At 72.9% G+C, this 14311-nt stretch carries 18 protein-coding genes; 9 read left to right on the top strand and 9 right to left on the bottom strand.

Annotated features, from left to right (window positions below; all coding sequences use genetic code 11):
- Positions 1 to 81 precede the first annotated feature (81 nt).
- The 3 genes from E6U81_RS04390 to E6U81_RS04400 all read left to right on the top strand — a co-directional run bounded on the left by E6U81_RS04390 (position 82) and on the right by E6U81_RS04400 (position 1736).
- Positions 82 to 567 (top strand): peptidase inhibitor family I36 protein, encoded by a 486-nt coding sequence (locus tag E6U81_RS04390; RefSeq protein ID WP_168714551.1) that lies wholly within the window; start codon positions 82 to 84, stop codon positions 565 to 567.
- Positions 568 to 662: 95 nt separating this feature from the next.
- The gene (locus tag E6U81_RS04395; protein ID WP_136228728.1) at positions 663 to 1406 is read left to right on the top strand and encodes a hypothetical protein; all 744 of its coding nucleotides are present in this window, start codon (positions 663 to 665) and stop codon (positions 1404 to 1406) included.
- Between the two features lie 120 nt (positions 1407 to 1526).
- The gene (locus tag E6U81_RS04400; protein ID WP_136228729.1) at positions 1527 to 1736 is read left to right on the top strand and encodes a hypothetical protein; all 210 of its coding nucleotides are present in this window, start codon (positions 1527 to 1529) and stop codon (positions 1734 to 1736) included.
- Between the two features lie 59 nt (positions 1737 to 1795).
- Here the strand turns inward: E6U81_RS04400 and E6U81_RS04405 are convergent, their stop codons facing one another.
- Positions 1796 to 2188, bottom strand: a complete 393-nt coding sequence (locus tag E6U81_RS04405) for a hypothetical protein (protein ID WP_136228730.1) — start codon at positions 2186 to 2188, stop codon at positions 1796 to 1798.
- 168 nt (positions 2189 to 2356) lie between these two features.
- Here E6U81_RS04405 and sigJ point away from each other — a divergent pair, with 168 nt between their 5' ends.
- Entirely contained in the window at positions 2357 to 3307 is a 951-nt protein-coding gene (gene sigJ / locus E6U81_RS04410) for an RNA polymerase sigma factor SigJ (RefSeq protein ID WP_136228731.1), read from the top strand.
- A gap of 73 nt (positions 3308 to 3380) precedes the next feature.
- Here sigJ and E6U81_RS04415 read toward each other — a convergent pair whose 3' ends face one another.
- Positions 3381 to 3821, bottom strand: coding sequence for an STAS domain-containing protein (locus E6U81_RS04415; RefSeq protein ID WP_168714552.1), 441 nt, complete (start codon positions 3819 to 3821; stop codon positions 3381 to 3383).
- Between the two features lie 195 nt (positions 3822 to 4016).
- Positions 4017 to 5729 carry an RICIN domain-containing protein gene (locus E6U81_RS04420; RefSeq protein WP_136228733.1) on the bottom strand — a complete coding sequence of 571 codons (1713 nt, stop codon included), beginning with the start codon at positions 5727 to 5729 and terminating at the stop codon, positions 4017 to 4019.
- A 314-nt stretch (positions 5730 to 6043) separates the two neighbouring features.
- Here E6U81_RS04420 and E6U81_RS04425 point away from each other — a divergent pair, with 314 nt between their 5' ends.
- From E6U81_RS04425 to E6U81_RS04435, 3 genes are read left to right on the top strand one after another with little or no spacing between them, the layout of a single operon-like run.
- Complete coding sequence (locus E6U81_RS04425) at positions 6044 to 6463, top strand: hypothetical protein (protein WP_136228734.1); 420 nt, start codon at positions 6044 to 6046, stop codon at positions 6461 to 6463.
- 11 nt (positions 6464 to 6474) lie between these two features.
- A complete protein-coding gene (locus tag E6U81_RS04430; protein ID WP_136228735.1) occupies positions 6475 to 7029 on the top strand; it encodes a hypothetical protein in 555 nt (184 codons plus the stop codon).
- Positions 7022 to 7411 (top strand): hypothetical protein, encoded by a 390-nt coding sequence (locus tag E6U81_RS04435; RefSeq protein ID WP_136228736.1) that lies wholly within the window; start codon positions 7022 to 7024, stop codon positions 7409 to 7411. The genes E6U81_RS04430 and E6U81_RS04435 overlap by 8 nt, the downstream gene beginning before the upstream one ends.
- A 123-nt stretch (positions 7412 to 7534) precedes the next feature.
- Here the strand turns inward: E6U81_RS04435 and E6U81_RS04440 are convergent, their stop codons facing one another.
- The 3 genes from E6U81_RS04440 to E6U81_RS04450 form a co-directional block, all read right to left on the bottom strand.
- Complete coding sequence (locus tag E6U81_RS04440; protein ID WP_136228737.1) at positions 7535 to 7915, bottom strand: lipocalin-like domain-containing protein; 381 nt, start codon at positions 7913 to 7915, stop codon at positions 7535 to 7537.
- Positions 7916 to 8088: 173 nt separating this feature from the next.
- A complete protein-coding gene (locus E6U81_RS04445; RefSeq protein WP_136228738.1) occupies positions 8089 to 9012 on the bottom strand; it encodes an aminoglycoside phosphotransferase family protein in 924 nt (307 codons plus the stop codon).
- A gap of 78 nt (positions 9013 to 9090) precedes the next feature.
- Positions 9091 to 9699, bottom strand: coding sequence for a GPP34 family phosphoprotein (locus E6U81_RS04450; RefSeq protein ID WP_136228739.1), 609 nt, complete (start codon positions 9697 to 9699; stop codon positions 9091 to 9093).
- A 316-nt stretch (positions 9700 to 10015) separates the two neighbouring features.
- Here E6U81_RS04450 and E6U81_RS04455 point away from each other — a divergent pair, with 316 nt between their 5' ends.
- A complete protein-coding gene (locus tag E6U81_RS04455; protein WP_136228740.1) occupies positions 10016 to 10957 on the top strand; it encodes a class I SAM-dependent methyltransferase in 942 nt (313 codons plus the stop codon).
- Between the two features lie 133 nt (positions 10958 to 11090).
- On the opposite strand, the gene E6U81_RS04460 is transcribed toward E6U81_RS04455, so the two are convergent.
- The 3 genes from E6U81_RS04460 to E6U81_RS04470 all read right to left on the bottom strand — a co-directional run bounded on the left by E6U81_RS04460 (position 11091) and on the right by E6U81_RS04470 (position 13007).
- Positions 11091 to 11930, bottom strand: coding sequence for an SDR family oxidoreductase (locus E6U81_RS04460; RefSeq protein ID WP_136228741.1), 840 nt, complete (start codon positions 11928 to 11930; stop codon positions 11091 to 11093).
- Between the two features lie 173 nt (positions 11931 to 12103).
- Positions 12104 to 12328, bottom strand: coding sequence for a hypothetical protein (locus E6U81_RS40850; protein ID WP_240803625.1), 225 nt, complete (start codon positions 12326 to 12328; stop codon positions 12104 to 12106).
- An 82-nt stretch (positions 12329 to 12410) separates the two neighbouring features.
- Positions 12411 to 13007, bottom strand: a complete 597-nt coding sequence (locus E6U81_RS04470; RefSeq protein WP_136228742.1) for a TetR/AcrR family transcriptional regulator — start codon at positions 13005 to 13007, stop codon at positions 12411 to 12413.
- Positions 13008 to 13176: 169 nt separating this feature from the next.
- Between E6U81_RS04470 and E6U81_RS04475 the strand changes: the two genes are divergently transcribed.
- Entirely contained in the window at positions 13177 to 14154 is a 978-nt protein-coding gene (locus E6U81_RS04475; RefSeq protein ID WP_136228743.1) for an alpha/beta fold hydrolase, read from the top strand.
- Positions 14155 to 14311: the final 157 nt, after the last annotated feature.

A 14311-nucleotide genomic window follows, 5' to 3' on the forward strand; every position in this document is an offset into this window, starting at 1 on the left:
CCGGCGTGCGATCACCGTGGGGGAGAGGTGCGATGGAAGCACGCAGCACCGAAGTCCCCCACCAGCCGGGAGGCGAGACCTGTGACCACACGTCCTGAAGCCGTCACCGCCGTCACCGCCGTCACCGCCGGCACTGTCGGCGCGGCCCGCCGCAGGGCGAGGGCGGTGAGCGTTCTCGGGGTCCTCTGCCTCCTGCTGGCCCTCGCCCCCGCGGCGCGGGCCGGCTCCGGCGGCCTCGCCGCCCCCGCACCGCCCTGCACCCCGGGATGGCTGTGCGGATGGACCGGCCCCGCGTACACGGGTGTGGCCAGCCTCGTGGCGCAGGACATGCCCCGGTACCCCGAGACGACCGCCTACGTCGGCTTCAACGACGCCGCGTCGGTGTGGAACGCGGGCAGGACGTGGAGCGCGGACGGCGTGCGCCGGGGCCGTTGCGTCACCGTGTACAACAAGCCCGACTACTCCGGATCGCGCCTGACGGTCCAGCCCGGCCAGGGGATTCCGCAGCTCGCGGCGTCCTTCGGCCACGTACGCTCCAGCCGCTTCCACACCTGCCGGCTGTCCTGAGCCCGGCCCCGCCACGGCATGGACGCCGCGCCGTGCGGCGGGGTGGCCGATATCCTGATGTCCTCCCGGGGGCTCTCCTCACGAAGGGCAGCACGATGAACCGGCAGACCAACCGGCATCGGCGTTACCTGCTTCTCGCGGCACCGCTCCTCGCCTCCGCGGTCGGCCTCACCCCGGCCTTCGCGGCCCAGGGCCGCCCACAGACCGAGCCGGGAGCCGCACCCGCGGCACCCTCCTGCGAGCTGGTCGTGGCCGGCGGTGGCAAGCCGGGCGGCGACCCGCGCTACAAGCTCCACCTCGGAGGGTTCCCCGCGAAGCAGCCGGTCCGCGTCGACGGACCGAAGACGTCCTTCCGGGCCACGGTGAACGGCAAGGGCGAACTGGACCGGTCGGGCGTCAACCACGGCGCGTACCGCGTCACGTTCAAGGCCCGCGGGTCCCAGAAGGACGTACGCGTCACCTGCGCCGCCCCGCCCGCCGACAAGCAGGGCAGCGGCAAGCAGGGCGTGAAGGTCGGCAAGGTCGAGGTGGTCGTCCTGACACCGCCCGGAACCGTCATCGACTGCGCCAGCCCGACGACGGCGGAGTTCGACGGCAAGATCACGGCCACCGGGCCGGGAAAGGTCCGGTTCCACTGGACCTTCACGGGCGGGTCCAAGCCGGTCTCACCCGGCTCGGCCGACTTCCCCGCCGGTACCACGACGCAGGCCCTGCTGCACGTGGCCGAGGTACCGGCCCGGCCGAACGCCTCGACGGTGACCGTCTACGCCACGCTGCACCTGCCCGATCAGAAGAAGAGCGCACGGAGCGGACCGGTGACGTTCACCTGCGAGAAGTAGGGACCGGGAAGTGACATAGCCCGTCCCCGGCGTCACTTAACGTGTTTAAAGCGATGGATAGTGGAAACGCTGAGTAGCCACAAGGTGTAAAGGTCAAGGCGAAAGGCGGGATTCATGTCCATGAGCATTGCAATCATCCTCGTCGTGGTGGCGATGGCCATCGCCGCGATCGCGCTCGTCCCGGAGGTTGCACCCGCGCAACCCGACCAGACCGCAGCGCGATCCGGTGGCGAGGAGCCCGGCAGGACCGACCCGGGCCGGCCCCCTGCCCGCCGACTGCGCACCATCCCACCGCAGCAGACCAGGGAACACCGGCGCAGCTTCGGCTGATTCGGTGAGCCCGGTCGCCCGCCCGCCCGCCCGGCCCGCTCCGGGCGGGCGGGCGGGCGTTACGCCGCCCCACGGGAGGCGGTGGACAGGGACCGGTGCAGGGCCAGCACGCTCAGCCCGAACATCACGACGCCCAGCGGGACATGGAGCCCCGGCACGTGCGCTATGCCGATGACCACCTGCAGCGAGGCGAGTGCGAGGAAACCGGAGGCGTGCAGAACCGGCCGCGGCGATCCGCCGCCCGGCCGCCACGCCAGCACCGCCGCGAGCACGTACAGCATCGACGCGCCGTACATCACGCGCGCTCCGACACTGTGCAGCACCTCGCCGTAGGACGTGGACAGCAGCAGGCCCGCGGTGACCGCCTGGAAGAGCAGGGACAGGGTCTGCAAGGCGATCGCGACACCCTGGAAGGTGAGCCTGCCCGGTGCTGTCGTCGTCTGCGTGGTCATGATCTGGTCCCCTCTTCTGCCTCACGGCTGTGGATCATTGGTGTCTCGACGGTCTGACGACGTGGCCCCGCGAAATGTGAGGCGGGGCCCGCCTCACATTTCGGGGCCGTGTCCCGTCGTAGCGGCGAGAGAGGAGCGCACGTGACGAGCGAGGGAGCAGCCACCACCATGAACACCCCATCCGGGCCCGGGCCCGGGCACCGCGAGGCCACGCCGGAGCTGAACGCGATCGTCGGAGAGCGGCGCCGGCTGATCAACCTCGGCTACCGCCTGCTCGGTTCGCTGGCCGAGGCCGAGGACGTCGTACAGGAGACGTACACCCGCTGGTACGCGATGTCCCCGGAGCAGCAGGAGGCCATCGAGTCGCCCGGCGCCTGGCTGACGACCGTCGCCGGCCGCATCTGCCTCGACGTGCTCGGTTCGGCGCGGGCCCGGCGCGAGCGCTACGTCGGCGCGTGGATACCCGAACCGCTGCCCGACCGCGGGGAGTGGTTCGCCGGGCGGACGGGCGGCGGCGGTTGCGAACCGGCCGACCCCGCCGACCAGGTCACCCTGGACGAGTCCGTGAACATGGCCTTCCTCGTCCTCCTGGAGTCGATGACGCCGGCCGAACGCGTGGCGTTCATCCTGCACGACGTCTTCCGGTACCCCTTCGCCGAGGTCGCCGAGATCGTCGGCCGCACACCCGCGGCCTGCCGGCAGTTGGCGTCGTCGGCCCGGCGACGGATCGGCGAGGGGCGGCCTCAGCCGGCTCCGGCCGCCGGCCAGGCCACTCTGGTACGGCACTTCAAGGAGGCGTGGGAGTCCAAGGACATCGAGGCACTCGTCGGACTCCTCGACCCCGGCGCCGTCATGACCGCCGACGGCGGTGGCATGGTCGGCACGGTCCTGCGCCCCGTCGAGGGCGGCAGGAACATCGCCCAGTACCTGATCCACATCGCCGACAAGGCCCGTGGGCTGGAGCTCCTGGAGCGGACGGTCAACGGCCGGCCCGGCCTCGTCGCCCAGCACACCGGCGTACCGGTGACGGTGGCCGCCTTCGAGATCACCGAGGGCCGCGTCAGCCGTATCTGGGCGGTCCGCAACCCGGAGAAGCTCCGCGCATGGACCGAGAGCTGAGCCGGGAATGAGTCCCGCCGATGGTGCAGGCGGTGGGCCCGCGGTCGACGCGGGCCCACCGCCTGGCCGCCGACTACCCCGTGGAGCCCAGACGCGGGGGCGCCGGGCGGCGGTACGCCGGGGGCCCGAGGGGAGGCCGTGCCGCCGCGGTCGCCGCGCGCAGGAGACGCTCCACGGCGCGGGAGCGGTGGGTGAGCCTGAGACGGCGCCCCTGCCGGGGCCACCAGTCCAGGGCGGCCAGGAAACCGGAGTCGCAGAAGGTGACCCGCGAGCAGTCCAGCACCAGGCCGGTATGGCCGTTGTCGGCCGCCGAAGCCAGGAACGCCCGCAGCGGAGCCGCGCTGAAGTGGTCGATCTCGCCCGCGAGGTGGACGACCAGGGTGGTGCCGAGGGTGGTGCAGGAGTGGATGAGTATGACGCCGGGCGCGGTGTCCGCGCCCGAGTCGTGCACGGTGAGCGGGGCCTCCGCCGCGAGAGGGGCGGACAGTATCGGGGCGGTGCTTGAGGTATTCACGTCCCCATCAACGCCTCCCGGAGGGGGTCGGGAAACGAATGGCGCGTCCCATTCACCCCATGCGACCAGCGGAGATCCCCGGTCGGGGGAAAGATTCCACCCGGACGGGGCAGGCGGGTGCCCGTACGGGAACCGAACTCCCCCGACCGGGCGCGGCTGCGGCTGTCGTGCCCGGTCGGCTCGACGACGTTCCGGTCAGACCCGCCAGGTCAGCCATGGGTCCTCACGGCAGTCCTGTTGGAAGGCGGGATCGCTCGTACCGCCCCCGACCCGGGCCGCCACGCACTTGCCGCTGTTGACGTTGACCAGCTGCCACGCGTCCGAGGCCGCGTGGAAACGCATCGTCCACAACTGGTCGGGGAACAGCCCCTGCCGGTCACCGCACAAGTACTGGGTGACGGTGGCGTCGTTGGTGACCCGGGCCGCGTCCACGGACAGGCACAGGCCGCTGAACCGGTTGCGGATCGAGTACACGGTCCCCGCCGGTCCGCTGGACTCCTTCGTGAGGTGCCACAGCTGTTCGTGCTGCTCACCGCAGTCGGCCAGGGCCAGGGGATCGGCCGGCGTGGTGCTGTCCGGCGGTACGGACAGACACCTGCGGCTGCCCGTGTTGGCCAGCCGGACCAGACCGGCGGCCGGTACGGACGGTTCGGCCCCGGCGGGGGGCGTCTGCGGGGCCGAGGGGGCGGGCGGGGTCGGCCCGCCGCCGCCCGGCGCAGGAGCGTACGGGGACGCCGGCCCGGACGCGGGCGGCGTCGGACCGGTCGCCCGCCCGGACGGCGCCGGCGCGGACGCGGACGCGGGGGCGGAGCCCGACGGCCCGGTGGACGGGGTCCCGGAACCGGGCGCGGGACCGGCCGGCGCACCGCCGGGGAGCGGCGCGTACGGCTGTACGGGACCTGCCCCGACCGGAACGACCAGTGGCTGCCGGCCCCCGAGAACGACCAGTACCACCGCGGCGATCGTGACGACGCCCAGCACCGCCGCCGCGACGAGACCGGTACGGCCGGGCGCGGGCCGGCCGGCAGGCGGGACGACCACGGCGAGCGGGCCGGCGGAGCCGGGGAACCGGGAGGCCTCGGCCGGGGTGGCGGGCACGGCGGTGACCGGTGCCGCCGTCGGGCGGTCGGTGCGCTCCAGGACCACGCCCTCGATCGGCCCCTCGTACGCGCGGCGCTCCTCGTCCAGGTCGTGCTCCAGGCGCTGCACCTCCGACCGGGCGTACTCCAACACGTCGGCGGTCCGGGCGAGTTCGAGGGCCGGCCCGCCTTTCCCCGGGAGCAGTGCCCTGCGTTCGTAGGCCGTGGGAACCGCCGGTGGTGCCGTGCCCCGGAGCGAGGTGATCCGCAGGGCCGCCGCGCGGGCGGCCCACACCGCCGCGAGCTGCTCCATCGCACGGTCCAGCAGCCCGCCCGCGGTGTCGCCGACCCCGTGCTCGGCCGTCGGCTGCGGCTCCGCGGCAGGCGCCTGTGCCTGCGCCTGTGCCTGCGCCGCCGGGCCGGCCTGCCGGGGCCGGTCCGCGGTGTCCTCCTGCTCCGCCAGCAGGGTGGCGATCACCGTGGCCAGCTTCCGCACGATCCGTTCCGACTCCGCCAGATCCGCCTCCGCGCGCCGCAGCGCCTCGTCCAGCCGGGGCGGGGGCCCGGCCTCCGCCCCGGCGGCCAGGGCCGCGTCATGCAGTCGCCCCGCCCGGCGCAGCATGGCCTCGCGGCCCCGCCCGTCGCGCACCCGGTCCCGTACCACCGCGTTGAGCCGGCCCCTCGGGATGATCCGTGCCCCGGAGCGGTACTCGCCCCAGCTGGTCTTGCCCCCGCCGTACCGCTGGGCCATCTCGCGCACGGTGAGCCCGGCGGTGAGCTCGACCAGGAACCGGGCCAGCTCGTCCGCCGGCCCCGTCACACCTTTCATGGCCCCCTGCGGGCGTCCCGCTCGCGCCATGCTTCCCCCTGATCCGTCCGCGGACAACCGAGGTTGTCCGACCTCCTGCGACCGGCTGAGCAGCCCCTTCGTCCCCGGGCCCCACCGGACAACTCCGCCACCCGGCAATGTCCGGGACCACGGAACACCGGCCGCTCGGCACCGTCCAGCGGAAGGCGTGCGGTTGTCTCGAATCCACCGCGCAAACGTCCACCCGCCCGGCATCGCCCGGACCGGCCGGCCGTCCGAGATGAGGAAGAACGGTCCACGGACCACCGGACGACAACGGACATCGGAGGAATTCCATGGCTCTGGCCATCAGGACCAGGCTGGCCCTGGCGAGCGCGCTGGCCGGCTGCGCGCTGGCGATGACGCCCACCTCGGCGTCGGCGACCGAGATCCACCAGGACCTGGGGACGCTGACCAACTACACGTCCGACGACAAGTGGAAGAGCACGGTCAACGTGAACGGCCGATGGAACACCTCGTGCACCCGAGTGGCGGCGCGCAGCGGTGTCAACGGCTGGCCCGCCCACCCGTGGCGCACCTCGATCCGGCGTGCGAGCGACACCTCCGGGGTCTTCTGGAGCTCGTACCTGGCGGGCGCGGGCAGGCTGTGCATCGAGAACAAGGACACCGGCGCCTGGGCCGACTACTACACCCGGGTGACGGCAGGTCAGACGACCAGGCTGTCCGGGATCTTCGTCGACCACTGGGCCTGGTAGCGGTCGACGGCGTGCGGAAGCCGATCTTTGCCAGGGGACTGCCGGTCACGCTCGTGGTCCTGACGGCGCTGGGCTGCACAGGCCCCGCCGGGGAGCGGCCGGCGGGAGACCCCGGCCGCTCCGACCGGGGCCGGGCCGCCGTACTGGCGGAGGGCCAATGGGCCGGGAGCGAATGGCAGTTGGTACGCAACCGGAAGGACTCCGGATCCTCTTGCGTGGGGGTCCGGCTGGCCGGGCTGGACAGCATGCTCGAATGCGACATGACGGTCGGGGAGAGCGCCTTCAACGTGGCGATCCAGAAGTTCCCGGACGGCACCGTGGTCGCGTTCGGGCTGGCCCGGCCGGACGTGCGCGAGATCCGGGTGGAGCGCAGGGGCACGGGTACGGAAGGGGTCGCGACGATCGCCGCCCCCGAGGGCGGCGGGCCGAGGCTCGTCGTGGTGCTGGGCAGCCCCGAGCGGCCGGTGGTGGACATGTCGTACACGGCCGGTGGCGAGCACCAGTCCCTGCGCACCACGTTCAAGGACGTCAACGACGAGACCGACGGAGGGGAACCACATGCGTAAGACCACGATCCTGACCTCGACCGTGGCCGTGCTGGCCACACTGGCCCTGGGGACCGGCCCGGCCGGTGCGGCGCCGACCGGGGCCGCCGGCACCCGTGCCGGCGACGTCGCCGCCGCCACGCCCGGGTGCACGACGTTCCGGTTCTGGCGGGGCGAGGGGCGGACCGAGGGGGAGATCTGCGACGGCCACGCCACGGGCTGGGTCCGCGACGACAAGGCGGACGGACGCTGCCCGTTCACCCGCTTCTACAGCCTGTGGGACGACCAGACGGTGGACGGTCCGCAGGTCGGCCCCAAGGGCGCGGTGCGGTACTTCACCGTGTACCCGCCCCGGGGACAGGTCTTCGCCCGCTACGCCTCGATCGAGTGGCGCAGCTGCTGACGGCCCCGCCGTCGGCATGAGCCGGTGCTCCGGGGCGCTGATGCCCCGGAGCACCGGTGCTCCGGATCCGGCCCTCCCGGGGGAGGGGGCCGGCCCCGGTCGCGCGGTCGCCGAGCTCCCCGCTCAGGCGTGGTCCGTGCGTTGCCAGGTCAGGGACAGGGTCAGGCCGTGGCCCGGGTGCAGCGGTTCGAGCCGCAGGAGGTCGGGGGCGAGGAGGGTCGCGCGGCGGCGCAGTTCCCGGCCCGGGGTGAACGGCCACGTGCCGACGGCGACGCGGTGCACGGCTTCGTCGCCCTCGGTCCTGAACCGCCCCGTGTAGGCGAACGTCCGCCCGAGGCGCAGGGGGCGTTCGAGGTGCATCTCCATCACCGTCGACACGGTCCCGTCCGCCGTGTAGACGAGGATGCCGCTCGCGGCGGCGGGGACGGGCCGGGAGCGCCAGAGAACGCTCGAGCCGGTGAGCTCCCAGGAACCCACCAGCGCGCCCAGCGGCAATCCGCTCATGTGCCCAACCCCGTGTGTGTCGCGGCCGCGTCGCGCAGACCGCGGAGCGGTTGCGCCCTGCCGATCATGGCGTGAGCCGCCGCGTCCGCGCGCGGGGCGCGCCCGTCGGCAGTGCCTGTATTCCTTCTGCGGTGCACGGATCGTCGAGCGGCCGGGGGCGGGTCGGCCAGTGTTCAGGGGCGGGGGAGTGCCCCGGCCACGACGGTCTGGGAGACGCCGATGGAGGTCCGCCCGTCCTCGATGTCCCACAGCGTGTTCTGCAGCAGCCGTGCCAGTGTCCAGCCGGCCGCGCGCGGACGGTCCAGTCCGAGCGCCTCGGTCAACAGGTCGAAGCGGCGCCGTACCACCCGGCGCGCGTCCCCCGCGGCGTGGAGCTTGTCCCAACCGGTGTCCAGCGCCGGCCACAGGTCGAAACCCGGATCGCCGACAAGGGGTTCGGGGTCGATGGCCAGCCACGGCTCGCGCCCGGCGGCCAGTACGTTGCCGTAGTGCAGGTCCCAGTGCAGCATCCGGTCGCCCGGCTCGCCGACCAGCTCGGCGACGGTCGAGGCCCAGTCGCGCAGCCGCCGCCGGTCGGCGGGGTCCGTCAGGGCGGTGGCGGCCGCCGGCACGGACGCCACCATGCCGCGTGCGGTGTCACCGAGGCGGCGCAGGCCCTCGGGCGCGGGTACGGAGTGCAACCGGCCCATGATCGCGCCCAGGATGCCCATGGCCACGTCGTCGTCCTCGACGCACGCCAGGGTGCGTGAGGGGTCCAGGCGTTCCAGCAGCATGGCGCTGCTCTCCGGGTCGTGGTCGAGCAGCCGGACGATGCCGGCGCCGTTCCACGCCCGCAGCCCGATCAGCGCGGCGGTCGTCTCCTCGCGGGGCATCTGGAGTTTGAGTGCGGCGCAGGTGCCGTCCGTGCGGCGCACCGGCACCACCAGCGAAGCCTCGCCGGAAGCGATGCCGCCGTCGCGCTCCAGCCCCCACCGGTCGAGGAGCTCCGCCACGCGTACGGGCAGCCGGGCGATCCAGGCCAGCTCCTCGGCACCACCGTTCCTCGTGTACGACGCGACCAGGGTGTCAGGAACCTCGATGCCCTGCGGTAAACCCATGCGGGTGTCCTTTCGGGGAGGGTGCGGCCGTCCCGATGTCGAGGGCCTGCTCGCGGCGGCCGCGGCCACCGCGGGGGGCTAAGGGACCCGCCACACGTTGGCGAAGGCCGCGTTCTCGATGGAACGCCGCTGGCGCACGGCCTCCAGTTCCATCACCGCGTCGTTGACAGCCGCCACCACCGTCGCCACCGCTTCGTCGTCCGGGCCCGCATCGTCGTGGGGGCCTTCACCCCGGCGGATGCCGATGGCCGCGGCGAGACCCCCGAGGACGGGCTCGTCCGCCTGCCAGCGGCTCTGCGCAAGACGCCGGGCGGGTGTGTCGACGAGCTCCATGCGCTCGGCCCCGAGGTTCAGGACGCCTCGTCGCGCACGCGTCAGCAGGCCGTCCTCCTCGAACGCGGCCTGGTAGGCCGCTGCGAGGTCACGGCCCCTGCGCCACAGCCAGTCCTCGACGTTCTCGTACGGCACCTGCCGAACGAGCGCCGACGCCGCTGCGCCGAGCAGCCGGTCGTCCAGGTCCGGCTGAGGGCCCGGCACGATGCGATCGCCGTCCAACGCGATGGCCTCGGTTTCGAGGAGATCGACCAGTTCGGCGCCTGCGAGGGACAGGGACAGGTCACCCTGCCCCACGGCGCGCTCCGGCCGGGGCTCCAGGGCAACGGTGAACAGGTCTTTTGCCGTGGTCATGGACGGCTCCCTCGTCGTCGGCCGCACCCGCGTCCCCTACCGGTGCGGGGTCAGGGGCAAGTATCCCTCAGCCGTTGTTCGTTCTGCGTCCTTGTGCCGTCCGGGGCGGGGCCCCGCGGCCGTCACGGCCGTGCGGACTCGGCCGCGCACCGCCTTGAGGAAGTCTGCTCGTGCAGCGGAGCCGCACAGTCCTCTTGTGAATCACAGGTTGATTTCGCTCACATCTCGTCACGCGTCCGGCCAGGGCTTAGGGTGCCGTTACCCGGCCGGGTATCAGCGCGAAAACAGATGCCACTCCGCTGGAGGATGACTCTCCGTGTCGCACGTTTCACAAGCTCCCGTCCCCACCCCCGACGGTGAGCCGGCCCCGCTCGTCCCCACCACGTACGGCGAGGTCAAAGGGTGGTTCTCGGCGTACGACCAGGTGCTCTTCGACTGGTTCCTGACACGCCAGAACAGCGGTGAGGGGGAGCTCGGCGACCTGCTGGAGCTCGGCGCCTTCATGGGGAAGAGCGCGATCTTCCTCGGACGGTACCTCCGTCCCGGTGAGGAGTTCACCGTCTGCGACCTCTTCGACTCGCCCGCGACGGACGACTTCAACGTTGCGGAGAACCGCAGCTCCTACCCCACGCTCACGCGGCGCGGCTTCGAGACGAACTACCTGGCCTTCCACGAGGCGCTGCCGACGCTGATCCAGGCCCCCACCTCGGTGGTCGCCGACCGGGTCAAGCCGGGAAGCTGCCGATTCGTGCACGTCGATGCCTCGCACCTCTACGAGCACGTCGTCACGGACATCGCGTCCTCGCGCCTCGTCGCGACCCCGGACGCCGTGGTGGTCTTCGACGACTACCGCTCCGAGCACTGTCCCGGCGTCGCGGCCGCCGTCTGGACCGCCGTGGTCACGGGCGACCTGCACCCCGTCTGTGTCTCCGCCTCGAAGCTCTACGCCACCTGGGGCGACCCGGCGCCCCACCAGGCGGCACTGCTCGCGTGGCTGGAGGAGCGCACCGACCTCTGGCACGGCGTGGACGTGATCGACGGCCGGCCCCTGGTACGCATCGGGGACCACGGCGTGGTCGCGCCGGAGCCCCCGCAGCCGCTCCACCCCGCACCGCCGGCGGAACCGGCGGTGGTTCCCGCTGCCGCTCCCGCCCCCGCGCGCAGGCCCGGTGCCCGCTGGCGCAAGCTGGCCAAGGACCTGCTCCCGCCCGTGGTGACCCGCGCGATCGTCGCCCGGAACCGCCGCCGCAGGGGCTGACACCGAAGGGCTGCCCGCGAAGGGCTGCGACCGAAGGGCTGACACCACGCCTGCGGACCCGACCCGGTCCGGGGGTGTGGTGCGGCGCCCGGGCCGAGCGGCGGGCCCCGTCCTTCGGGGCCCGTCCCCTCGGTCAGGCCGACGGCGGGGGAGGGCTCTGCGTGAGGATCCGGGCCGCGGCGAACTCCTCGCGCCAGGCCTCGTCGGCCAGCTCCAGATAGCCGTACGCGTCCTCGCCGACCGGGATCCGCAGCGGAGTGGGGCCCTCGGCCGCGACGATGTCCAGAACCCGTGCGGCGAAGTCCTCGGGGTGCCCGGTCTCCGGGTTCTCCGCGAGGCCCCGCGCGCCCTCCAGCATCTCGCGGTTGGTCACGTCGTAGTCCGGGATCCGCCGGTGCGTCTGCATCATGGACGTCCCGTAGCGCGTCGCGAACATGCCCGGCTCGATCACCGTGACGCGGATGCCGTGCGGGGAGCCCTCGACGGCCAGGGCCTGGCTCATGCCCTCCAGGGCGTGCTTGCCGGCGACGTAGGCGGCCAGACCCGGGAACGCCATACGGCCGACCACGGAGGAGACGTTGACGATGTGACCGTGGCCCTGGGCCCGCATCAGCGGCAGGACGAGCCGGGCGAGCCGCCACGGGCCCACCACCAGGGTTTCCAACTGGTCGCGCAGCTCGGTGTCCGAGACCTCCTCGACCGCGCCGAACAGCCCGATGCCCGCATTGTTGACGAGGACGTCGATGCCGCCCAGCCGGTCGACGGCGCGGCGCACGGCCTCCTCGCAGGAGGCGGCGTCCCGCAGTTCGAGCGGGATCGGCGTGATGCGGCCCGGCCAGGCGGCGGCGAGGTCCTCCAGGTCGGCGGTCTTGCGTGCGGTGACCGCCAGTTCGTCCCCGGCCCGCGCCGCGGCTGTGGCCAGCGCCTGCCCGAGGCCCGAGGAGCATCCTGTGACCAGCCAGCGTCGTCCCATTCGTTCCCCCGTGACCGTCGAGTCCGTGTCGGACTGTGGTGGTGACGGTCATGGTCCTGGCGCGCGCCCCCTGCGGTCATCCCTCCCGTAGGGGCGTGTGGAGGCGCGCGGGCGCACGTACGGGCGCAGCCGCGCGCCGCCCGCCCGCGCCGCGGCCACCCGCGCCCAGGGCCTCAGACGGCTTCGGTCGCGAAGAGCTCCAAGTGAGAGCAGCGCGGGCAGCGGTACGCCTCGATTCGGCGCCGCGGCCGGCCCATCCGCTTGGCACCCCCGAACAGGCCGCGTTCCAACGGCCCGGCGATCCAACGGGCATACCCCCGGGCCCCCTCGCCCGCATCCTCGACGAAACCCGGCTCCAGGCCGACGCCACCGCAGTACGTACATTTCATCGAATCCACCGGACGAGTGTAAGAACCGCCCGCCTCCGCTCCGACCTCCGCCCCGTCCCGCCCCCCCACACACAGGCCGAGGAGCAGTGCGTCAGGTCGCCCGGGGGTGCTGGAGTCCCTGGAGGAGGAGGGCGATCAGGCGTCGGGGGTCGTAGCGGGGGTCGTTGTCACGACCGACGCAGAGGTTGCCGATGCCGCGCATCAGCTCGTAGGGCTGCGTGCCGGGCCTGATGTCGCCTGCCTCGACCGCGGCGTCGAGCAGCTGCGCGCAGACGGGCAGCAGGCGGTCGAGGAAGTAGGCGTGCAGTGCGGCGAAGCGTTCGCTGTCGGACTGAAGGGCGTCGGCGAGGCCGTGCTTGGTGACCAGGAAGTCGACGAAGAGGTCGATCCATTGGCGCAGGGCGTCGAGCGGGGTATCGGCGTCGGCCAGGAGGTCCGGGCCGGCTTCGGCGCATGCCTCGATCTGGTGCTGGTAGACGGCGGTGACGAGGTCCGCCCGGGTCGGGAAGTGGCGGTAGATCGTGGCCATCCCTACGCCCGCCCGGGCCGCGATCCGGCGGATCGGCGCGTCGACGCCGGAGGTGACGAACACCTCGGCCGCGGCAGTGAGCACCGTCTCCCGGTTGCGCTGAGCGTCGGCCCGCTTGCTTCGGGACGGCGAATCCACTGCAGGACCCTCGGCGGTCATCACGTTCTCCCTCGACACCGATTGACAAAGCGGAGCGATGCTCCGGATACTAAATGGAGCAGTGTTCCGTTTCAGCTTAGCCGAAGCGGGGCACCCCTGACCGCCTTGTCCGCCCGCCGGCTGCAAGAGTCCGGCGGGCGGCAGGCGCCGCCGAAAGGGAACCCGCACCATGAGCACATCCACATCCACATCCACATCCACCGCCACCGAACCCTCGGGCGCGCCCGTCCCGGTCCTGTCCGTCAGCCCCGTGGTCCTGTCCGTGCCCGGACGCCCCGTGGATCTCCAGGTGCGCGTCTCCGCACCCCTGACCGGTACCGGCCTCCCCGTCATCCTCCTCTCCCACGGTCACGGCCCCTCGAACAACCTCTCCTCGCTCAACGGCTACGCGCCGCTCGCCAACCTCTGGGCGGCACGCGGCTTCGTCGTCGTCCAGCCCACCCACCTCACCTCCCGGACGCTGACCGCCCTGGTTGCGGACGCCCCCGGAGCACCCGACTTCTGGCGCTCCCGAGCCGAGGACATGACCCACGTCCTCGATCGGCTCGAGGTGATCGAGAACGCCGTGCCGCAGCTCGCCGGGCGGATCGACCCCACCAAGGTCGCCCTCGCCGGACACTCGCTCGGCGGCTTCACCGCCGCCCTCCTGCTGGGCGCCGGCCTCACCGACCCCGACACCGGGAGCCTGGTCCACCTCCGCGAGCCGCGGATCAAGGCAGGCGTACTGCTCGCCCCGCCCGGCAGGGGCGGCGATGTCTTCAACGGACCCATGGCCGCTCACTGGCCGGTCATCGGGGCCGTCGACTTCTCCACCATGACCGCGCCCACGCTTGTTGTCACGGGCGAAAAGGACGACCCCCGGCACTTCACGGACATGGGCCCGGACTGGCATGCCGACCCCTACACCCTCGCCCCCGGCCCCAAGACCCTGCTCACCCTGTTCGACGCGGAGCACGGACTCGGCGGGATCGCCGGATACGACGCAGCCGAGACCACCGACGAAGACCCCGAGCGAGTCGCCGCCCTCGCCCGGCTCACCGCGGCCTACCTCCGCACCCGGCTCCACCCCGGCCACAACGCCTGGCAGACCGCCTACGAGGCACTGGCCACCGGACCCGCCCCGGCAGGTCGAGCAGAATCCAAGTAGCCCCCGCCCCCTGCCGCGCCGGCCCGAAGCCCGGAGACCGCCGAGGCCTGGAGCCGTGGCACCAGCGGACCTGACGAGGTGATCGACGGATGATGTGTGCCGTGGACTCACGCCCAGTGGCCGCGTACCGGGCCGTTGCTGCTGGACGGGGCCTCAC

It is taken from the genome of Streptomyces sp. A0592, from assembly GCF_004795115.1.
Lineage (GTDB): Bacteria > Actinomycetota > Actinomycetes > Streptomycetales > Streptomycetaceae > Streptomyces > Streptomyces erythrochromogenes.